A 22,629-nucleotide genomic window follows, 5' to 3' on the forward strand; every position below is an offset into this window, starting at 1 on the left:
TTATGAATATTAAATAGGGTATTTTGTTTAATTTCATATTCTTTCTTATAAATCCAAATGCTATATTAAACTCAAATAAATTAAACATAAGATGTATATCTATTACAGATGAAATATAAAAGAAGTATTTTTTTGATATTTAACATAATAGGACTGCATCTATAAAAAAATCCTATGTCTTTTCATCTTATTTATCCTTTTATCTATATTATATAGCTTATTATTTATATTAACTATCTCTCTTTAAAAAAGATAATTAATATAAAACGGAACGAAATCTTTGTTTTTTTTAAAACTAATTTAAATCATAGTGGAATGGTAATATTTTGGTAAATTTGATCTAAAAAAAGAGTCTAACTATTTAAAAATTAAAAAACAAACATACAATGAATTTAAAAAGCATATTCCTCTTATTTCTTATTCTGCACAGTCCATTTCTTTTTAGTCAACAAAAATTTACCATCAGCGGTGTTATATCTGAAGCTAAAACGAATGAAACTATAATTGGTGTAAACTTACAGGTTGAAGGGACTTCTATAACTTCTTTTACTAATGAATATGGTTTTTTTTCTATTACATTACCAGAAGGAACTTATAATTTGATTGTCAGTTCTGTTGGTTTTAAAGCAGAACGCCAAAAATTTGAGTTAAAGGGCGATTTAAAACTAAATTTTCAATTGGAAGAAGAAAACAAACAATTAAAGGAAATTCTAATAACTGACACTAAGCAAAAAGCCAATATACGCAAACCTGAAATGAGTGTTAATAAGTTAAACATTCAAACGATTAAACAGATGCCTGCTGTATTAGGGGAAGTAGATGTAATCAAATCTCTTTTATCATTACCTGGTGTTACAAATGCAGGAGAAGGGCAGTCTGGTTTTAATGTTCGAGGTGGTGGAGCTGACCAAAACTTAGTTTTATTAGATGAAGCTACTGTATATAATGCTTCTCATGTTTTTGGGTTCTTTTCTGTATTTAATCCAGATGCAATTAAGGATTTAAAACTTTACAAGGGAGGGATTCCTGCAAAATATGGCGGCAGAGCATCTTCTGTATTGGATATTTATCAAAAAGATGGTAATAGTAATCGTTTTTCGGTCAATGGTGGTATTGGACTTATTACGAGTCGTCTTTTGGCGGAAGGTCCTATTGTAAAAGAACGCGGTTCTTTTTTAGTGGGTGGAAGGTCTTCTTATGCACATTTATTTCTAAAGTTAAGCGATAATAAAAATGCTGCTTATTTTTATGATTTAAATGCTAAATTAAACTACAAGCTTAACAGTAACAACAATTTATTTTTATCTAGTTATTTTGGTCGTGATGTATTTGAATTCAACAATACTTTTTATAACACTTACGGTAACACGACATTGAATTTAAGATGGAATCATTTATATTCCGATAAATTATTTTCTAATCTTTCTTTAATTTATAGTGATTATTATTATGGTCTCCGATTGGATTTTATTAGTTTTAATTGGACTTCTGGGATCAAAAATTACAACATAAAGTATGATTTCAAACATTATATCTCGGATAAATTAAAATTAAATTATGGATTAAATGCCATTTATAGCGATTTTAATCCTGGGGTTATTGAACCTACAGATGAAAAATCTCCTATAACATATAAGAAACTGGATAAAAAGTACGCTTTTGAACCTGCTCTGTATTTAGATGTTGAACAAAAAATAAGTTCTAAAATAAACGTTTCTTACGGGTTACGTTATAGTCAATTTTATCGTTTAGGTAATTCTACCATCCGTTATTATAAAAATGATAATCCTGTCATTTTTGATCCAGAATTAAAAATTTATGAAAAAGCAACTCCTATTGACCAAAAAACTTTTGGTTCATTTCAAAAAATAGCATTTCATAATTATTTAGAACCTCGTTTTGCCATGGCATACGAATTAACTCCTGAACAGTCATTAAAACTGAGCTATAATCGTATGGTACAATACTTACAACTGGTTTCTAATACGACTTCTCCTACTCCTCTTGATGTTTGGACACCTAGTGATCATTATATTAAACCTCAAATTGCTGATCAAGTAGCTATGGGTTATTTTAATAATTTTAAAAATGATGTCTATACTTTAGAGATTGAAACTTTTTATAAAAAAATTCAGAATAGAATGGATTATATTGATGGGGCCGATTTGATAGCAAATGAGGCTATTGAACAGGTTATTTTAAACGGGCAAATGCGTTCGTATGGTTTAGAGTTTTTAATTCGAAAAAACAGTGGTAATTTAACAGGCTGGCTATCTTATACTTTGTCTAAATCGGAACAACAGACACCTGGAAGAAATAACCAAGAAACGGGGATTAATAACGGAAACTGGTATCGTTCTGCTTATGATAAAACTCATAATATAGTATTTACAGGAGCTTATAAATTAAATGAAAAGTGGCGTTTTGGGGCTAATTTCACGCTTCAATCAGGACAACCTATTACATATCCTAATGGACAATATGTATACCAAGGTCTCGTGGTTCCTAGTTACGGATTAAGAAATGAAAACAGACTACCTACTTATCATCGTTTGGACATATCTGCTACTCTAAAGCCTAGAAAAAATTTAAATAAAAAATGGCAATCAGAATGGGTTTTTAGTATCTATAATCTATACAGCAGAAGAAATGCGGCTTCAATTAGTTTTAGACAAAATAAAGATACGGGTATTAACGAGGCTGTTCGATTATCTATTTTTGGGATTATTCCATCGGTATCATATAATTTCAAATTTTAAAGTAAACAATATATCTTCCACAGTATAAAATAATTTCTTTTTTTATTAAAAGAAATCTTTTATGGAAGATCTAAAATCTTATACAACATGAAAAATATATTTTTATATAGCTGCATCATCATTTTATTCTTTACAAATTGTGAGGATGTGATAAATGTTCCATTAGAAACTGCTAATCCAAAATTAGTAATTGATGCTAATTTAAAATGGTTACCTAACACTACAGGACAAAATCAAACGATTAAACTTAGTCTTACCAATCATTTTTATTCTAATGATGTTTTACCTGCTAACAATGCCATTGTTACAATACAAAATGGAAGTAACGAAGTTTACAATTTTAATCAGGTGACAGGTACTACTGATTATGTTTGTAATAACTTTGTTCCTTTAATAGGTGAAACCTATACGCTAAAAATAATTTACCAAGGAGATATTTATACTGCTCGTAATACGTTACTTTCTACACCTAAGATTACTGAAATCAATCAAGAAAATGAAAAAGGTATAAATGGCAAAGACCAGATACGCATTAAAGGATTTTTTCAAGATAATGGAAATGAGAAGAATTATTACTTATTTAAAATAGATAATAACAGAATTCCTTTTCCTGAATATAGATTACTCGATGATAAATTTTCACAAGGAAAGCTCATGTTTGGTCTTTTTTATAACAAGATAGAAGCTAATGATAAAATAAAAATCAGTATCCAAAGTATTACAGAACAGCATTTTTATTATATGAATAAACTGCTTAGTATTTCAGGACAAAATGGAGGTGGTCCTTTTAGCACTCCTCCTGTCAGTCTACGTGGAAATATCATTAATGAAACTCAGAATGAACGTTATCCTTTTGGCTATTTTAATTTAAGCGTACTATCGTCTGAAGATTATATAGTAAAATAAGGATTATTAAGAGACTGTTCAAAAAATCACAATTGCTTCATAAAGTTTTGTTTCGTAAACTTAAAAGGAAAACTGTTAATCTTAATTGAATCATAATGTTATTCCTTTTACTTTAGTAAACGTAAAACACTAAATGTTAATGTGTTATTTTTTGAACAGTTTTAAAAATAATAGAAAAGTTAATAAAATAAAAAGGTTTTTCTTTTTTACCTTATCTACTATTCTCTATTTTACAATAGTATTACCTATCTCCTTTCTGTGGTAACTTTTTTATTCTTTTATTTGTAATTATGATCCTAAAATATGGACATTTCCCATTAATTGATAAATCTTTTTCATCATTCCCTTTTCTAAATTTGATTATTTCAAATTGGTCAGGATTAAATTTATGCAAAAATGTTATAGGTACTCCCATAAATCCATCGTAGTCCATTGGAATGTTCTGGGTTTTATCTACATTAATTCCATCATAGTTATCATATTTAGGATAATCCGATTCGTAACCATAATATTTTTTTACAAGTTCAATGTCTTCATGTCGCTTGGAGGTATCCAAATTTGTTAGCCATAAACAATTATTTGGCGAAACTATTCGATTACCTAAATTATCTACTTGAGTTTCTGTTCCATAAAGTTCATAATGTTTTGGCACTATAAAACCTGAAACCCCCCTACCTAAATTTATTCCCAACCACGCTTTATTTTCCTTGATTAATCTAAATATTTCTTTATATGTAATAGCATTAATATTACCTATTATTAAAAAATCTTTTTTATATTTAACTAATTGAGCTACAAACTCTCTAAATAAAGAAAATGGAGGATTAGTCACAACTATATCGGATTGTTTTAGTAATTCAATACTTTCTGAACTACGAAAATCTCCATCCCCGTTAAAATAGACAATATCTTTTGAAGTTGGCATGCTATTTTCTTTATCATCTCCTGTATATTCATAAAAAAAACCGTTTTCTGTTTTATAAGAATTGAACAAATTTATTTTTTGTTCTTTATAGCAAGATGCGATTAATTTTTTAAGTCCTAATTCCTTAAAATTTAAAGCAAAGTACTTAAAAAAATTACTAATTGTAGGGTCATCACAATTACAGTAAACGACTTTATTTTTAAAATGATTTCTATAGTGTTGTAATTCACTTTCTATATCGGAAAGCTGGGTATAAAACTCATCACTTTTTGTTTTTTTTGCTTTTTGAAGTAATTTATTTGTTGCATTTCGTGCCATTTGTCAATCTCTCTATTTATTTTCGGTTATCTGCTTAAACAAATCGCTACCTAAAACCTGAAGAGAAGTTTTAGAAATCTCAATCATAATAGCTAACATCATTTTAGCATTCCATTTTTCTCCTTTTCCTTGTGCATAGATTGAAGTTGCTTGAAGCATAATCGTTTTATCTTTATGTTTAACAAATCTATTTTTACATAAATTCATGTTAATAGGCATTCCATAATTTGCTGAAGTTAGCCTGTCTAATCTATTCAATTTCCCAGAATTATATTCTAAAGTCACAATTCTTCCATCAGGTCTTTCTATCGAAATTGTTTCTGTTAGAAAATTAGAACCTTCCAAAAATAAAACATAAGGAAAATGAGATTCAGATAACATAAAATTCCCTATTTCAGATATATTTTTATAGGATCTTTCTATTGCATTCCCAGCAGACATTAGGTCTTGATTGTTCAATTTTCCAACTAACTTTCCAGCTATAATGTTTTCTATATCTTTTCCTTGATGTTTCGCTTCCGAAACCAAAACAATTCTCCAATTGCCATTATCGTCTTTTACTTCAATTATACCTCCATCGGGTTTTATACTTGAATTTGATACAAAAAGGGTCTGGCCTAAATCTTTATCTACTTTTTTTAGGGCCTCATTTATTTCTTCTTTTTTGACGCTCTTTCTATAACGAAAAGTTAATTGAGGATATTCCTCTTTTAGCTGTTTCGTAACAATATGTGATATTTGACCAACCTTAATATCGTGTAATTTTGCTTCGTTTCCAAATATACCAACTACACCTTGAGATCGTTTGTGTTGATCGGTCAATCTCTTTGATTGGTTTTTTTTTGCCATTTTCTAATTTTACTTCAAGTATTTCTAGTCACAAAGGTAATAATTTATAGTTAATACTTATTTTTTAGCTAGTAGTTGCCCTATTATTAAACCCTCTTTTTTATTTTTACACAAAAAAAATGTCTTCACATCATATCGTCCGAGACGACCAAGAACCTGCTCTAATCATTGCCAATGGAGCAGAATGCTCACGTGTATTATTAGATCAACTATTGGAATGGTCCCCTTTTGTAATTGTATTGGATTCAGCTATAGAAAGGGTTTTAAATTTGGACATAAAAGTAGATGTTTTATTAGGTGATTTTGACAGAAATTTTAACGCTGATTCTTATAAAGAGAAACAATATCCTCTTGAAATTATTCATACTCCTGATCAAAATAAAACAGATTTGGAAAAAGCGTTTGATTATTTGATAAGTAAAGGACATCAAGCGGTCAATGTCGTTTGGGCTACAGGTAAACGAGCAGACCATACCTTCACTAATATTACGAGTATTGCTCGTTATAAAGAGGAATTGAAAATTGTAATTTTAGATGATTATTCAAAAATACATTTACTTCCTCCAAAATTTGAAAAATGGTACACTAAAGGAAGTATCATTTCATTAATTCCAATAGGAGAAGTTAAGGGGATTTCTTCTAAAAATTTATTTTACGCTCTAAATGATGACACCTTAACATTAGGTTTACGAACGGGCAGTAGTAATTTTGTGACACAAGATGGCATCGTATCAATTGAACATAAGGAAGGCCATTTATTATTAATAGAATCTTTTGACTAGCATATCGCCATAAGCATAAAAATAGACGCTATTTATGTAGTTAATAGCATAAATAAAAATTTTAACTTTACGCTCTTAAATTTTAGTATTAAATGAAATTTCAAGTTGTATCTAATTTTGCTCCCATGGGAGATCAACCTCAAGCTATAAAAAAATTAGCCGAGGGAATTCAAAATGATGAAAAATATCAAACTTTATTAGGTGTAACAGGATCGGGTAAAACTTTTACAGTAGCCAATGTAGTACAAGAAGTACAACGCCCTACGTTGGTACTAGCTCATAATAAAACATTAGCCGCTCAATTATATTCAGAGTTTAAACAATTTTTTCCGAATAATTCGGTACAATACTTTGTTTCTTACTATGATTATTATCAACCAGAAGCTTATATTCCTGTAACGGGTACTTATATAGAAAAAGATTTATCAATTAATGACGAATTAGAAAAACTTCGTTTAAGCACTACTTCTGCATTACTTTCGGGACGTAGAGATGTTTTAGTGGTAGCATCTGTTTCCTGTTTATATGGTATAGGCAATCCTGTTGAATTTCAAAAAAATGTCATTTCAATAGAAAGAAACCAAGAAATATCAAGGACTAAATTTTTACATCGTTTAGTTCAAAGTTTATACGCTCGTACCGAGGCTGATTTTAATCCTGGTAATTTTAGAATAAAAGGGGATACTGTTGAGGTCTTTCCTGGGTATGCCGATGATCCTTTTAGAATTCATTTTTTTGGCGATGAAATAGAGGAAATAGAAGCTTTTGATGTAAAAACATCTAAAGTAATAGAGCGTTATGAAAAACTAAACATTTACCCTGCTAACATGTTTGTAACTTCACCAGATGTATTACAAAACGCCATTTGGAATATCCAACAAGATTTAGTTAAACAAGTAGACTATTTTAAAGAAATAGGAAAACATTTAGAAGCAAAACGTTTAGAAGAACGAACTAATTTTGATCTTGAAATGATACGTGAGTTAGGTTATTGTTCAGGAATTGAAAATTATTCTAGATATTTAGACGGTCGTGAAGCGGGTACTCGTCCATTTTGCTTATTAGACTATTTCCCAGATGATTTCTTAATGGTGGTAGATGAAAGTCACGTAACTATTTCACAAGTACATGCTATGTATGGAGGAGATAGAAGTAGAAAAGAAAACTTAGTTGAATATGGTTTTAGATTACCTGCTGCATTAGATAATCGTCCGCTTAAATTTGAAGAATTTGAAGCATTACAAAATCAGGTAATTTATGTATCAGCTACACCCGCTGATTATGAATTACAAAAATCAGAAGGAATTTACGTAGAACAGGTTATTCGCCCAACTGGCTTATTAGATCCTATCATCGAAGTGCGTCCTAGTGCCAATCAAATAGACGATTTAATTGAGGAAATACAGCAACGTTGTGAAGCAGATGAACGTGTTTTAGTTACGACTTTAACCAAACGTATGGCGGAAGAATTAACCAAATATTTAACCAAAGTTTCGATACGTTGTCGCTATATACATTCAGATGTAGATACATTAGAACGAGTAGAAATCATGCAGGACTTACGTAAAGGTTTATTTGATGTGCTCATTGGTGTTAACTTACTTCGTGAAGGTTTGGATTTACCAGAGGTTTCTTTAGTGGCCATTTTAGATGCAGATAAAGAAGGATTCCTACGCAGCCGTCGTTCTTTAACACAAACTGTAGGACGTGCTGCTCGTAATATTAATGGCAAAGCCATTATGTATGCTGATAAGATAACCGATTCTATGCAACGTACAATTGACGAAACGAATTATCGTCGTGAAAAACAAATTAATTTTAACACGACTCACAATTTAGTTCCAAAAGCATTGAATAAGTCTATTGAAAATCACTTATCAAAAAATCTTGAAAACAATTATCATTATAACAATTCTATTTCTAAAGCCGCAGAACCTGAGACAGAATATTTGGCTAAACCTGCAATAGAAAAACGTATTCGTGAAAAACGAAAAGCTATGGAAAAAGCCGCTAAGGATTTAGATTTTATGCAAGCTGCTAAATTACGTGACGAAATAAAAGCTTTACAAGAAAAGTTAAACTGATTTTTTATTTATTTACAATTTAATGGTTATATTACGTTTCTTTTTTGCGTATTATCTGTTTTTTAAACAATATTTATTAATTTAATACCGTTAACTAACTAAAAATTATGAAATGAAAAAAAAAAATTTAACATTCATCACCTTATTGGGCATTACGGCTACAGGCATAGCTCAAGATAATGCTATAGGGATACGTCTTAATGAGAACAATGGTTTTGGAGCTGAAGTTACTTTTCAAAGAGACCTATCTAAAGAGAATAGAATAGAGGCTAATTTGGGATTCAAAAATCAAGGATACTCAAGATATGGAGGATATAGTTATGATCAACGTGAAATAAAACTAACAGCATTGTACCATTGGGTTTTTGACATACAAAATGGATTTAAATGGTTTGTTGGACCTGGAGCAGGAATAGGTTCTTGGAACACTTCTTCCTATTACAGCGTAAATAATGGTCGATATGAGGACAAAAGTGGCGTGTATTTAATTGTAGCGGCCAACGGAGGAGTTGAATACAACTTTGATTTTCCATTAAGAGTGGCAGTAGATATAAGACCCGAGCTTTATATAAGTTCTGAATACAAAGACATAACCGATAGAGGATTTGGACCTAATATAGGCGTAAGTGCTCGTTATCGTTTTTAAAAAATAGGCGGTTCTAAAAATTTAAAAGAGCCGCCTACTTTTTTTATTACATTCTTTCAGGCACTTGGATTCCTAACAGACTAAATGCTAATCGAATTATATCTCCTACCAATTTAGCTAGCTGGACTCTAAAAACTTTTTTATCTACGTTTTCTTCCCCTAAAATAGATACATTCTGATAAAAAGAATTAAATTCTTTAACTAAATCATACGTATAATTAGCTACTAATGCTGGACTATGATTAATGGCAGCATTTTGAATGATTTCTGGAAATAAAGCAATTTGTTTGATTAATTCTTTTTCTTTTTCTTGTAATTCTTCTAGATTAACATTGGCTGAGTAATCAAAATCTGCCTTTCTTAGGATAGATTGTATACGTGCATAGGTATACTGAATAAATGGCCCTGTATTTCCATTAAAATCAACAGATTCTTCAGGATTAAACATCATTGTTTTTTTAGGATCTACCTTTAACATATAGTATTTAAGAGCTCCTAGACCTATTACTTTGTATAAATCTGTCTTTTCCTGATCCGTATAACCTTCTAATTTCCCTAATTCTTCTGAAATAGATTGGGCTGTAGATGTCATTTCTGCCATTAAATCATCTGCGTCTACTACGGTTCCTTCACGTGATTTCATTTTGCCTGAAGGTAATTCTACCATACCGTAAGAAAGATGATATAACTGCTCTGCCCAATCAAATCCTAATTTTTTAAGAATTAAAAACAGCACTTTAAAATGATAATCTTGTTCATTTCCTACAGTATAAACCATTCCTCCTACATCTGGATTATCTTTTACACGTTGAATAGCTGTTCCTATATCTTGTGTTATATAAACAGATGTCCCATCGGCACGTAAAACTAATTTTTCGTCTAATCCTTCAGCCGTTAAATCAATCCAAACAGATCCGTCTTCTTTTTTATAGAAAACCCCTTTTTGTAATCCTTCTTCTATAACATCTTTACCTAATAGATAGGTATTACTTTCATAATAATACGAATCAAAATCAACTCCTAAATTTTTATAGGTAACACTAAAACCATCGTATACCCATTGATTCATTTTTTTCCAAAGGGCAACTACCTCGGCATCACCCGCTTCCCATTTGCGAAGCATTTCCTGTGCTTCTAAAATAGATGGTGCTATTTTTTTTGCTTCTTCTTCAGTATGCCCCGCTGCTATTAGCTCTTTTATTTCATTTTTATATTGTTTATCAAATTCAACATAAAAATGTCCCACTAATTTATCGCCTTTTAAGCCTGTTGATTCTGGTGTTTGATCCTTCCCTTCTTTTTGCCACGCTAGCATAGATTTGCAAATATGAATACCGCGATCGTTTATAATTTGTGTTTTATAAACTTTTTTTCCTGATGCTTTTATTATTTCGGCTACTGCATATCCTAATAAATTATTACGAATATGTCCTAAATGCAAAGGTTTGTTGGTATTAGGCGAAGAATACTCTACCATCATAGCCCTGTCTCCTTCTATAGGTGTTTTAAAACCAAATTGTTCAATTGTTCTAGCTGTATTAAAAAAATCTACATAATAACGATCGGTAACGACTAGGTTTAAGAACCCTTGTACCACATTAAATTTTTCAATCTCGGCTACGTTTTGAACTAAATAATCACCTATCTTACTTCCTATTTCCACAGGATTCCCTTTTATTAATTTTAATATAGGAAAAACGACCATGGTGATATCTCCTTCAAATTCCCTACGGGTAGCCTGAAATTCTACTTTATCAAGTGAAACCTCAAACAATTGCATAACCGCAATCTTTATTTTTTCCGTAAGAATTTGTTGTAATGTCATAATTAATCATTTTTTAAAGTATACAAAGATACTATTTAAATAGAAATTCACTAAATTTATATAACAAGTAGTATTTCGAAGTATTTAAAAAAATAGTCTCTAAGTAAATTGAAGGTTATAAAATGAATTTATGTTCATTTTAATCAGTTTTTTCCTATATTTAATATAAGTTTGTCGTCTCATTTTTTAAAAACTGCACCATGATTAAAAGATACCTACTTTTATTGGTCTTTTTTATAGACTTTTACTCTCATGCACAATTTATTTCAGTTGAAACAAATCGAACTCCTGATGATTTAGTACGTAACACATTAACCCAATCAGTCTGTATAAATGTTTCTAATGTCAAGAGTTCTACAGGAACGAACTACGGATCCACAAATGGCATTGGTTATTTTAAAAACACAAATCCTGCTTTTCCTATTAGCGAAGGTATCATTTTGAGTACAGGAAATGCCTTAAAATCTATAGGTCCCAACACATCAAGATTACAAGATGGAATCGATACATGGCCAGGTGATAGTGATTTGACTTCTGTATTTACAACTGACCCTGCTTTTCCTGCTATCTTTCTTAATGCTACAAAATTAGAATTTGACTTTACCTCATTAAGCTCTCATATTCAGCTTCCTTTTATATTCAGCTCTGAAGAATATGGTACTTATCAATGCAATACGTATGATGGAATTGCTATACTACTAACCCATCCTGATGGAACGGTAGAAAATCTAGCTCTAGTACCTAACACAAAACTTCCTATTTCGGTAGAAACTATACGTGATAATTTGTATAATTCTAGTTGTAGCTCAGCTAATCCAACTTTTTTTGGTAGTTTTAATGGGGGAATCAGTACAAATATTTCTCCTACTAATTATAATGGCCAAACGGTCTTATTAACAGCTAGTAAAAACAACTTGATAAAAGGGGCTACTTATCATCTTAAAATTGTTATTGCTGATCGAAATGTAACCAGTGATGATTCAGCTATTTTTTTAGGTCGAGCAAATTTTGTTCTGAATACTTCTCCTTTAGGCCCTGATCTAACCTTATGTACTAATAATGGTATTAACGAGCCCTATATATTACAATCAGGATTAGATAGCTCACTATATGATTTTGAATGGAGAGATCGCAACAATAATCTTATGGGATCTAACTCACCCAACTTACCCCTCAATCAAGCTGGAACTTACCGTCTGATTTATTATATAAAGTCAACTCCTTGTATTGCTGGACAGGATGAAATTAAAATTAGTTATCAAAACGCTCCCTCTAGTGTAAATCCTAAAGACTTATATAAATGCAATACGAATTCAAATCGTTATGATTTTGATCTCAGCTTTAATCAATCTTTATTAAATCCAACAGGAGCTCTATCCATTAGTTTTCATGAAACATTAGTAGATGCTCAACAAAACACTAATTCTATTAGTACTAATTACAATGTTATAGCTAATACATTTCCCAAAACTATTTGGACAAGAGTTCAAAATACAAACGGTTGTTATAATACAAAATCTTTTGATTTACAACTGACTCCCACTCCTTCGTTAATCAAACCTGCCGATATTACAAAATGTGAAAACACTTCTGGAAGTGGACAAACATCTATTTCAGCACAAGAGTTCAAAACTCTTACAAATAGCTTACTTAATGGACTACCTAACGCTATTTACCAAATAGATTATCACTTACAACCTGACTTTAGCGATGCTCCAATAGATCCTAACGTATCATTTACAACTAGTAATAACACTATTTACATTAAATTATTTGTAAAAACAGACACAACTTGTTTTGTTTCTGAATCATTTAAAATAATCGTCATTCCACGACCTACATTAGAAATCATAAAAGATCAATATGTTTGTATCCAATACACTTTACCAGAGCAGCCTAACGGAGCTCAATATTGGTCTGGTCCTAATCAAACAGGTATTAATTGGCCTGCAGGAACTAACATAACAGTAGATGGAACCTTAGTATATCAGTATATTAGCAGCGGTAACCTGAGCGATTGTTATGTAGAAAGTTCTTTTACTGTACATGTTGTAAAATCTAATCAATTAGTACCTAAAACATTAACAAGTTGCGATAATTATATTATACCTAATCCTCGTATTCCTGGATCAAACTATTTTTTAGATAGTGCATTAACACAACAAATACTCCCTGGCACTAGTATTACCACAATTGGAGAAACGACTTTATATGTAAATTATGTATTTTCAAATCCTAATTGTCCTCCTATTACAACCAGTTTTAAAATTAATATTTCAAAAAGCCCAACAATCAACAATACCTTTACAAACTTATTTAGTTGCCTCCCCATTACCAACTTACCTGTCTTAATTACAGATGTTGGAACAGCAGATTACTACACGTATGACAGCTCAACTGGTACATATAGTTCACTTATTTTTCCTATTAATAAAACAACTCATGTATATACTTACGCTATCAATAATAATTGCCGTTCAAACATTACTGATTTTTGGGTTTTTATAGGAGATATTGGACTAAAAAATATTGATTCTTGTAATAGTTTTTATACTCTAACCCCACCTATTATGGGTGAATTTAGGGATGCTCCTAATGGAGGTGGAAACCTGATAAAAACGCCAAAAACAATCACTCAAAATACAACTATTTATCATTATATTGAAGGGGCTAGTTGTACTTATAATACTTCTTTCTCTATAAATTTTCATCAACCTTCTTTAACAAGTCCTGAAGAAGCAAAATCTTGTATAAGTTATATTTTACCAATCGAAAGTCAGGGCGGAAGGTATTTTACCTTACAAGGCGGACCTAATACACTAGGTAACACTGAATTATTCCCTAATAATGAAATAAAAGCCTCTACCACTCTTTGGATTTACAAAGAATCTACCACAGCTCCTAATACTCTAACGCCTAAATGTTTTAACGAAGTTCCTTGGATAATAACCATTTTTAATAAACCTACCATTGATGTACGAGGGGATCAAATTACTTGTTTTAAATATGATTTAACCCCCTTAACCAATGGTCGTTATTATGAAGATCCTAATGGTCAAAATCTTATAACTAGTTTAACTATAGATAGTGGCGATCTTAGACCTGGAATAGAACAGACAACTCGAATAAAAACCATCTATATATATGCGCAAAATCCTGTAGTATCTAATTGTTATAGCCAAAGTTCTTTTACTATAACTTTTGACAGTTTAGAAGTTCCTACACAAAAGGATCTACTGGTTTGTAATTCATATACCCTTCCTTCCCTTCCCTTGAATATGTTATATTATGATAGTCCAATGGATCCTGCTCATCCTGAATTACCTCATCCTGGTAAAATTATTCCAGCAGGAACAACCTATACCTCTTCAAATTTTATAAGTCCTATATATGTATATACCAGTACAAATAACAAGCTTAAATGTATAGATGAAAAGAGTTTTAAACTAACGATAATACCTCAACCTGTCGCCCCTAAAAACATTACGACTCCTTCTATTTGTGATGATTTCCAAGATCCTTTTGATGGTATCTATCAATTTGATTTAAGCACAATTAATAGCTCCGTTTTAGGAAATGTAACTTCAACCCATGATTTAAAAGTAGATTATTTTAGAAGTTTCAATGAAGCAAATGATTTAAATGCAACACCTCTTAATATAAAATATATCAATGACACCCCTTTTAACCAATCCATTTGGGCCAGATTATCAAGTAGTAAACTTAACTCTTGTTTTGATGTAAGTAATGAAATAAAATTAATTATAGAACCATTACCCAAATCTAGTTTACAACCAGAATATATTATTTGTGAGGATTATGCAACGGGTACTTTATACAACCAAGCAGTTTTAAATACAGGTTTATCTTTAAACAATCATCAATTTAAATGGTTTTATAACAATACTCCTTTAACAGCTAAAACTCCTTCTATCACAGTTTCGCAAGACGGCAATTATTCTGTAATGATAACCAATACTACTACTAATTGTACAAAAAATTACATAACAAAAGTAACTAAATACAAACCTTATCTTGTTTTAGAGTATAGCGATGCTTTTGAGATACCTTCGTTTATTAAAGTTACTGTTTTAGGTAATGGTTCAAATAATTATAGTTATCAATTAGACAATGGCAATTATCAAGATAGTAATATTTTTTATAATGTAAGCTCAGGGGAACATTCTATTGCGTCTAAAGACAATTTAGGACATTGTAGCCCTGCTCCTATTATAATATCAATTATAAATCATCCAAAATTTTTCACTCCCAATGGTGATGGTTATAATGATTATTGGAACATTCCTGATTTACTAAAAAGCAACCCTACCGCCTCTATTCAAATTTTTGATCGTTATGAAAAATTAATCCAACGTTTTTCACCCAATTCAAAAGGATGGGACGGAACATCTGAAGGCATTCCTCTACCTGCTGATGATTATTGGTTTACAGTTGAATATAATGAAAAGAATAGTACAAAAATTTTCAAATCTCATTTTAGTTTAAAAAGATAATATTTCAATCCCGAAAAATTTTTCGGGATTTTTTTATCTAAAGTGTAACAAAAAAAACATATCACGTCTTATTCTACAAAATCAAATTTAATTCTAAAAGTACCTTGTATTACAATATCACTTTTACTTTAAATTGATTCAATCATCATCAATCAAAATTATCAATCAAAATGAAAAGAAAAGCAATTTTAGTTTGCCTACTAGCTGCTATGGGCACTATACAAGCACAAACTCCTGTAACTCCTAGTAACAATAATTACAACAGCCTTTATTCAAATACTACAGGATCCCTAACTGGAAAAGTAATTGATAAAAAAAACAATTCTCCCCTTCCTTATGTTTCCATAACTGTAAAAAGCGAAGGTAAAACAATATCCGGAGCCATAACAAAAGATAATGGGGCTTTTTCAATATCAAGTCTACCACTTAAAAATTTAGTTATAGAAGTTGTTTTTATGGGCTATAAAAAATACGTAAATACAGTAACATTAACTTCTGAAAACAAAAATATCAATCTAAAAAATATTGTATTAGAAGATGAATCAAAACAACTAAATGAAGTCAGTATTACAAAAGAGAAATCATCAGTTGAACAAAAAATTGATAGAAAAGTAATTACAATCGGCAAAGATTTACAAACAGCAGGCGCTACTGCTGCTGAATTAATGAATAACATTCCTACCGTAAGTGTAGATGTACAGAACAACACTGTAAGTTTAAGAGGCAATGAAAATGTACGAATTTTTATAGATGGTAAACCCTCTAATCTATCTGCTGCTCAAGCCTTACAACAAATCCCTTCAACTGCCATAAAACAGGTAGAACTCATTACGAATCCATCGGCTAAATACAACCCTGAAGGAATGAGTGGTATTATAAATATTGTACTTAATAAAAATTCTAATTTAGGGTTTAATGGCAATATAACCACGGCTGTTAATTTTGGGATTACACCTAAATTCAATGGCTCTATAGACTTAAACTACCGATTTAATAAATTTAATTTTTACACCAATTATTCATTAAATCATGGAAAAAACACAAATCATGGTCTTATAAAATGGAATAAATACGACAGTACAAAAGATTATGATCTTAATTTTGACATCGTTCATTTCCGAAAAAATAATTTCTCTAAAATCGGAACCGATTTTTATATAAATGATAAGAATACACTTTCATTTTATACCATTCAAAATTTTGACAACCCTACTATTGAATTTAAAAATGGTATTCATTATTTAGATAGTAACCTTAAAGATTTACAAATACAAGAAGCTAGTGGTTTAAACAAAAACCAAACCTATAATCTTGCTTATAAACACCTATTTGACAATGAAAATAGGACACTGGATATTGAATTAAGTTATAATACAAATGATGAACCTGAAAATAGTATTTTTAAAGATCGCAACTATACTATAAAATCTACCAATACAATTCAAAAAAAAGGCAGCAACTTCATTGGTAATATTGATTTTGTAAACCCTATAAACGAAACATCTAAAATAGAACTCGGATTAGAAAGCAGATTAGATGATACAAATAACAAAATCCAAATTAACTCAACCTTTGACGCTCTTTTTAATTTTAGAAGAAATATTTATTCTGCCTATAGTAATTATAGTAAAGAATTAGGAAAATGGAACTATCAACTAGGTATTCGATTTGAGAGTTATGAAGCAAAAGGTTCTTTTCAAAAAACAGGAAATACAGATAAAACATTTTCCGATTATATTTTCACGGTATATCCTTCGGCTTTTTTAACCTATAATTTATCTGAAAACAATTCATTTAACCTTAACTATTCTAGAAGAGTTGACAGACCTAATATGGAGCAAGTAAATGAAATTAGACAATGGAATGGTCTTACAATCCAACAAGTAGGAAACTCTAAATTAAGACCTCAATTTACCAATTCTATTGAATTAAATTACACTCGAAAATTAAAAATAGGATCTATTACATCGGGAGCTTTTGTACGTTTTATTCAAAATGAAATTGATCAAATTATTACAACAAATCCTAACGAGCCAACAAAACAACAATTAACCTTTACTAATTTTGATCGTAATACAGAATACGGTATTGAATTATCTGGTAATTTAGATTTTAGAAAATGGTGGAGCGTAAATTTTGGTTTTGATAGCTATTTCACCAATTCAACAGGTATCATAGAAAAAAGAGATAGTAACTTATACACACAAAATATTAACGCAGTTCTGTTTAATAGCAGAATGAATCATACTTTTAAACTAACTAAAGATTTTCGATTAATTTGGTTTACCATGTATAGAGCGGGTCAAAATGGTCTACAATTTTCTAATAAAGATATGTGGAAAACCGATTTAGGAGCTCGACTAAACCTATTAAACGGAAAAGGTTCTTTAAGCATTCGATACAACGATATTTTCAACAAAATGAGAGCACGCTTTTATAGTGATGAGCCTGCCCAAATTAATGGAATTTTTAGATGGGAGAGCCAATCTATAAATATCAATTTTAATTATCGTTTTGGTAGTGGCAAAAATAAAGCTTTAGATAGAAAACAAAGAAGTCAAAATGAATCACAAGGAGGAGGATTATTCTAAAAAATTGAAATTTGAATTAGATTAAACTCCGATCGCCTTATACTTCGTTGTAAAATATTTTTTTCAATAAATCCAAATGCTCAAGAGATTTTTTAGAAGATGAAATAGTCAACTATTTCGATGAATAAAATTTGAGTACGTGCTTGAATTTGAAGAAAATAAAGTGGAATAGATTTACTTCGTCTATTCGCTACGCTCGGGTCTAATGCGTAATCTGGGTTTAATTTGGTCTTCTCTAAATAAAATATTAAAATCCCATTTTGTAGTTATTCAAAATGGGATTTTTGATAGAATCATTCTATTATCCTATTTTATATAAAATTAAAGAATGATTTTTTAGTTATTTATAGTTTATCTTTTTATCCTATTATTTTTTATAGACTGTAATACTTTGATTATCGACTTTTAACCAATATGTCCCTCTTAATAATTTAGACATATCTACTGTGTTGCTATTAATTATAACTAAATGAGTTAAATCTTGTCCTTGTAAATTATATAGCTTAGTATTTGTTGAGTTCATTTGAACATTATCAACCCGTATGATCGTATTTGTTGGATTAGGGTAAGCTAAAATTGCCTTTACAGCGTTTCCATTATTTACAAACGAACCTATTCTTGGGCTTGTTGAAGTTATATTTTTTTTAAAAGTAGCTTCAATAGGCAAGCCCTGAGAAGTTAAAAACCTGAAGACAGTACCCGTTGAACCTGAAGACACGGATTGAATATCTTTATGAGGTTGTGATAATTCCCACTCTCCATCAAATGTAATCTCTATAGGCTGAACTTTGAATGAATCAAAACTTCTTTTATCTGGAAGACCTAGATCTGGATTGGATAAACTCAATGTCATTTCTGAATTAGAGTTTAACGGTCCGTACATTATTAAACAAGGTTTATCATTTGAAATAATACTTGTATTCCCTGGAAGTGTTGTATTCGGTTCAAAAAGAGCAAAAGCATGTATTCCTGATGCTGTATGTTTGATAATATGTGCTTTACTATCTTTATTTAGCACCGTATATGGTCGTGTGCTGGTATTTTGGAATGAATTGGCTAAATTTTGCATATCGGAAGCATTCGTATTAGGAACTACTACATATTCGTATTGAGCATTATTAGGCGCTTTACCGTGATCTATAAATCCTATAGCTGCTTCTGTAATGGGATTTAAAATTGTTGGATTGTTCTGATTATGTGATGGTGTTTGTTGATTCTTACGTTGAATCTTTAAATCATTATTTCCATTAACTAAGTAAAAGCCTGTATTAAAGTTATCCAAAACCCAATTTGGATTTGTTCCTGAATAAGTAGATGTTGTACCTGTTGAGTTATATGTATTGTTATTTATTATCACATTGTTAGGAGTTGTTGCATTTTGATATAAAGTGGTAACGGTTGAATTATTAACATCGCTATTGCTTATATCAGAACCTAAACAAATGATCATATCATTAAAGAAAAACGAAGATTTCTTAAAGGTAAAAGAAATGTCATGCGTATTTGATCCTGTTGGGGTTCCTCCCCATCCTATATTTTCTGCCTCTTGAAAATCCATAGCAAACATACCAAGTGTTCCAAAAACGTTACTTAAATATTCTTTATTTTGTAAATTATACTGTAAAGACCCTGAAAATTTTTTACTTGAATATTCATCTACTCTTTGCCAAGGTACAATTAAATCTTGCCATGATAATACTTTAGTCGTAGCTCCTGGATTATAATTCCAATCCCATTTTGTATTATTAAAACCGTTAGCATCAGCAGTTCCTGGATATAGGATATTCATAGCTCCATAACTTTGATATCTACCATATCTGTTACTATTACTAAAGGTTTCTGCTCCCCAAAGTTGATTGCTAAATCCTTTATTTAGTATCACCGTGTTCTTGGTTCTAAATATGCCTGCACTTGCGTGATTGTTTTGATAAAAGCCATCGTAAAAAGGAGCAATTGTACTATAATTAAAGGACGGTTCTACGCCATATCTTTTATTATAAATACCCGCTAAGAGAGGATCTGCTGTGCTTAAACCCAAAATACGGCCTCCTACAAGAGCTAAATTTTTTATAGAATTTTGATCTACTGATATTGTTTCCCAGTTACCACTTCTACCTGTCATAGATAGGGGGATCCATCCAGCATCATTAGAAATTAATAATTTGTGCATAACAGCATCTCTAAAAACTTTATACGCTGGAGCTTTTATTTGAAAACGAGTAGTATCAAATACATCTAAGCAATAAATAAGAGTATTATAAGCATACATATACGTTTCGTAATTGTTCCAATGATGATATCCACTGCCATCTGGTTTTATTCCATCTCGGGTACCATCTGTGTATACAGAGGCAAATCGGGTAACAAATCGGCTTAAGGTTAACATATAACGATACTGTTCATCATCTGTTGGAAAACATTTTACTAAAGGCACAAGTGCATCTAATTTATTATAAACATCATCTGTATTAATAACGCCTTCTGTTACTTGGGATTTATAATCATAAGTTGGTTTCCAAAAAACATTCCAGTTGGCAAATTCTTTTTCCATAATATACAAAATCCTTTGCTTATTTTGACGGGTTAAATACTCTGCACAGAAGAAGCCTTTTCTTGAAAAGTTCTTAAATATGTAACCGTGTGTATCAACTGATAGGGTATTATTACAAAGGTTTTCTGAAACCCACCATATTAAATTATTGACCTTTTCAATTACGGCGGTATCATTAGGACTAAATTTTAGGTGGTCAACAAACGTATTTAAAAAGGTAAGTTTATTATAATCGGTTATAGGATTACCAGTAATCGTATTGCCGTTTACAACGATATTGAAATTATTATAGAGTCCAATAGCTGTATTTAGACTTGAGCTGGATGGTTGGGTAGCAGCTAATCTTGTATTTTTAGCTTTATCATAAATATTTTGGATTTCCGATTTAATAGTTGCGTCACTTGATTGTAATGCTAAATCAGGAACAAAAGTAGGCGTACACTGAGCGTCTATTCCTAAGACACTTGTCAAGAATAGTGCTGTTATTAAAAAAAATACTTGTTTCATTAGTCTTTTATTTTTATTAATACTATGGCTTTGCTTAAAAGTATATTAATAAGCAATAACCGTGACAAGATGTTTTTTAATCTAATTTTCACAAAGTTTAAAATTTGACTCAATAGCAATCGTAGCAACTAGTATATTTGCTATAAAAGGGAACAATAATAAAAATTAGATTAATTAAAAAAATTAATATAATACACCTATCAAAAAAATAAAATGGTAGAATAATGATAATTTCTAATCATCCGGCTCATTAGATTATCATCAATATCATTTTTGATAAATTTCTACTGAAGCGATAGGTTTTAAGTCTGACAGAAGTATAAAATATTACCTGTCTTATATCAAATTTAATAATTTATTTTGAAACAAAGTCTAATTCATTAAAAAAATATTTTAAGGGTTTGCCATTTTTTAGGAATTTTATTTACCCAAATTCCGCATTAGACTTCGTTTTGAAACAAAATTTTTCAATAAATTCAAGTGCTCACGGAAAATTTTAGAAGAAGAAATAGTGAATTATTTTGATGATTAAAATTTGAGTACGTGCTTGAATTTGAAAAAAATAAAGTGGAATAGATTTACTTCGTCTATTCGCTACGCTCGGGTCTAATGCGTAATCTGGGTTTATAAAAGATGTTTTAGAACAAACCTTTTTATAGAATAAATGAGGTTTCCCATTTTCAAATTAGTTCTCTAAAGTATATAGCACATGCTTTGCTAAATCAAAAATGCTATGTTATTCACTTTATAGGATGACAAGAATCCGAAGCTAAATGCCTTTTGTTTGTCACTCCGAAGTAAGAAGGAATCACATAATAAAAAAACATTTCATGAACTTAATCCCAGATTTCTGACTTGATTCTTCTTTTGAAATTTTTGAAAACGAAAATAACCAAAAAATAAAAATTGGTCATTTTTTTATTTTCACAAAAGTAAGGTTACTTTTGATATACTTTTTTAAATAAAAAAAGAGAAATCGATTTGATTTCTCTTTTTGAGCCGATGGAGGGACTCGAACCCACGACCTGCTGATTACAAATCAGCTGCTCTAGCCAGCTGAGCTACACCGGCAAGGTGTATTTTATAAATTTATTTTCTAATTTATCTTTTGATAAACTTTGAGCCGATGGAGGGACTCGAACCCACGACCTGCTGATTACAAATCAGCTGCTCTAGCCAGCTGAGCTACACCGGCAAAGTGTATTTTCCAATAAATTTATTTTCTAATTTATCTTTCGATAAATTTTGAGCCGATGGAGGGACTCGAACCCACGACCTGCTGATTACAAATCAGCTGCTCTAGCCAGCTGAGCTACACCGGCGACTCATTTACGGGTGCAAATATAGGATAGTTTTTTTATTTTCCAAAGCT

11 protein-coding genes and 3 tRNA genes are annotated in these 22,629 nt (G+C 30.6%); 7 read left to right on the top strand and 7 right to left on the bottom strand.

Going from position 1 to position 22,629, the window contains the following annotated elements; all coding sequences use genetic code 11:
• The first annotated feature begins 386 nt into the window (after positions 1–386).
• Positions 387–2,759: a TonB-dependent receptor gene (locus NAB20_RS14245; protein WP_105196065.1), complete on the top strand. Its 2,373-nt coding sequence runs from the start codon at positions 387–389 to the stop codon at positions 2,757–2,759.
• An 87-nt stretch (positions 2,760–2,846) separates the two neighbouring features.
• Positions 2,847–3,665: a DUF4249 domain-containing protein gene (locus NAB20_RS14250; protein ID WP_105196066.1), complete on the top strand. Its 819-nt coding sequence runs from the start codon at positions 2,847–2,849 to the stop codon at positions 3,663–3,665.
• A gap of 241 nt (positions 3,666–3,906) precedes the next feature.
• Here the strand turns inward: NAB20_RS14250 and NAB20_RS14255 are convergent, their stop codons facing one another.
• Entirely contained in the window at positions 3,907–4,908 is a 1,002-nt protein-coding gene (locus NAB20_RS14255) for an adenine-specific methyltransferase EcoRI family protein (RefSeq protein ID WP_375605276.1), read from the bottom strand.
• Positions 4,909–4,920: 12 nt separating this feature from the next.
• The gene (locus NAB20_RS14260; protein WP_375605277.1) at positions 4,921–5,757 is read right to left on the bottom strand and encodes an EcoRI family type II restriction endonuclease; all 837 of its coding nucleotides are present in this window, start codon (positions 5,755–5,757) and stop codon (positions 4,921–4,923) included.
• Positions 5,758–5,876: 119 nt separating this feature from the next.
• Here NAB20_RS14260 and NAB20_RS14265 point away from each other — a divergent pair, with 119 nt between their 5' ends.
• From NAB20_RS14265 to NAB20_RS14275, 3 genes are all read left to right on the top strand, one after another.
• Positions 5,877–6,539 carry a thiamine diphosphokinase gene (locus tag NAB20_RS14265; RefSeq protein WP_375605278.1) on the top strand — a complete coding sequence of 221 codons (663 nt, stop codon included), beginning with the start codon at positions 5,877–5,879 and terminating at the stop codon, positions 6,537–6,539.
• Positions 6,540–6,631: 92 nt separating this feature from the next.
• Positions 6,632–8,623 (top strand): excinuclease ABC subunit UvrB, encoded by a 1,992-nt coding sequence (gene uvrB / locus NAB20_RS14270; protein ID WP_088393929.1) that lies wholly within the window; start codon positions 6,632–6,634, stop codon positions 8,621–8,623.
• A 112-nt stretch (positions 8,624–8,735) separates the two neighbouring features.
• On the top strand, positions 8,736–9,269 hold the full coding sequence (locus tag NAB20_RS14275) for a hypothetical protein (protein WP_375605279.1): 534 nt from the start codon (positions 8,736–8,738) through the stop codon (positions 9,267–9,269).
• A 46-nt stretch (positions 9,270–9,315) separates the two neighbouring features.
• Here NAB20_RS14275 and argS read toward each other — a convergent pair whose 3' ends face one another.
• Positions 9,316–11,094, bottom strand: coding sequence for an arginine--tRNA ligase (gene argS, locus NAB20_RS14280; RefSeq protein ID WP_105196068.1), 1,779 nt, complete (start codon positions 11,092–11,094; stop codon positions 9,316–9,318).
• Positions 11,095–11,294: 200 nt separating this feature from the next.
• Here argS and NAB20_RS14285 point away from each other — a divergent pair, with 200 nt between their 5' ends.
• Entirely contained in the window at positions 11,295–15,608 is a 4,314-nt protein-coding gene (locus NAB20_RS14285) for a choice-of-anchor L domain-containing protein (protein ID WP_375605280.1), read from the top strand.
• A 170-nt stretch (positions 15,609–15,778) separates the two neighbouring features.
• Entirely contained in the window at positions 15,779–18,199 is a 2,421-nt protein-coding gene (locus NAB20_RS14290; protein ID WP_127822761.1) for an outer membrane beta-barrel family protein, read from the top strand.
• Positions 18,200–18,566: 367 nt separating this feature from the next.
• Here the strand turns inward: NAB20_RS14290 and NAB20_RS14295 are convergent, their stop codons facing one another.
• From NAB20_RS14295 to NAB20_RS14310, 4 genes are all read right to left on the bottom strand, one after another.
• Positions 18,567–21,257 (bottom strand): polysaccharide lyase family 8 super-sandwich domain-containing protein, encoded by a 2,691-nt coding sequence (locus NAB20_RS14295; RefSeq protein ID WP_375605281.1) that lies wholly within the window; start codon positions 21,255–21,257, stop codon positions 18,567–18,569.
• A 997-nt stretch (positions 21,258–22,254) separates the two neighbouring features.
• A tRNA-Thr gene (locus NAB20_RS14300) sits at positions 22,255–22,328 on the bottom strand.
• A 50-nt stretch (positions 22,329–22,378) separates the two neighbouring features.
• A tRNA-Thr gene (locus NAB20_RS14305) sits at positions 22,379–22,452 on the bottom strand.
• 53 nt (positions 22,453–22,505) lie between these two features.
• Positions 22,506–22,579 (bottom strand) — tRNA-Thr (locus tag NAB20_RS14310).
• Positions 22,580–22,629 lie beyond the last annotated feature (50 nt).

This window comes from Flavobacterium davisii (assembly GCF_042182265.1).
Taxonomy (GTDB): Bacteria; Bacteroidota; Bacteroidia; order Flavobacteriales; family Flavobacteriaceae; genus Flavobacterium; species Flavobacterium davisii.

Excerpts from the sequence above, each read along its gene's own strand:
- NAB20_RS14265 (WP_375605278.1), top strand. The coding sequence starts at position 5,877 with ATGTCTTCACATCATATCGTCCGAGACGACCAAGAACCTGCTCTAATC.
- NAB20_RS14290 (WP_127822761.1), top strand. The coding sequence starts at position 15,779 with ATGAAAAGAAAAGCAATTTTAGTTTGCCTACTAGCTGCTATGGGCACT.
- uvrB (WP_088393929.1), top strand. The coding sequence starts at position 6,632 with ATGAAATTTCAAGTTGTATCTAATTTTGCTCCCATGGGAGATCAACCT.
- NAB20_RS14295 (WP_375605281.1), bottom strand. The coding sequence starts at position 21,257 with ATGAAACAAGTATTTTTTTTAATAACAGCACTATTCTTGACAAGTGTC.
- NAB20_RS14255 (WP_375605276.1), bottom strand. The coding sequence starts at position 4,908 with ATGGCACGAAATGCAACAAATAAATTACTTCAAAAAGCAAAAAAAACA.
- NAB20_RS14250 (WP_105196066.1), top strand. The coding sequence starts at position 2,847 with ATGAAAAATATATTTTTATATAGCTGCATCATCATTTTATTCTTTACA.
- NAB20_RS14245 (WP_105196065.1), top strand. The coding sequence starts at position 387 with ATGAATTTAAAAAGCATATTCCTCTTATTTCTTATTCTGCACAGTCCA.
- argS (WP_105196068.1), bottom strand. The coding sequence starts at position 11,094 with ATGACATTACAACAAATTCTTACGGAAAAAATAAAGATTGCGGTTATG.
- NAB20_RS14260 (WP_375605277.1), bottom strand. The coding sequence starts at position 5,757 with ATGGCAAAAAAAAACCAATCAAAGAGATTGACCGATCAACACAAACGA.
- NAB20_RS14275 (WP_375605279.1), top strand. The coding sequence starts at position 8,736 with ATGAAAAAAAAAAATTTAACATTCATCACCTTATTGGGCATTACGGCT.
- NAB20_RS14285 (WP_375605280.1), top strand. The coding sequence starts at position 11,295 with ATGATTAAAAGATACCTACTTTTATTGGTCTTTTTTATAGACTTTTAC.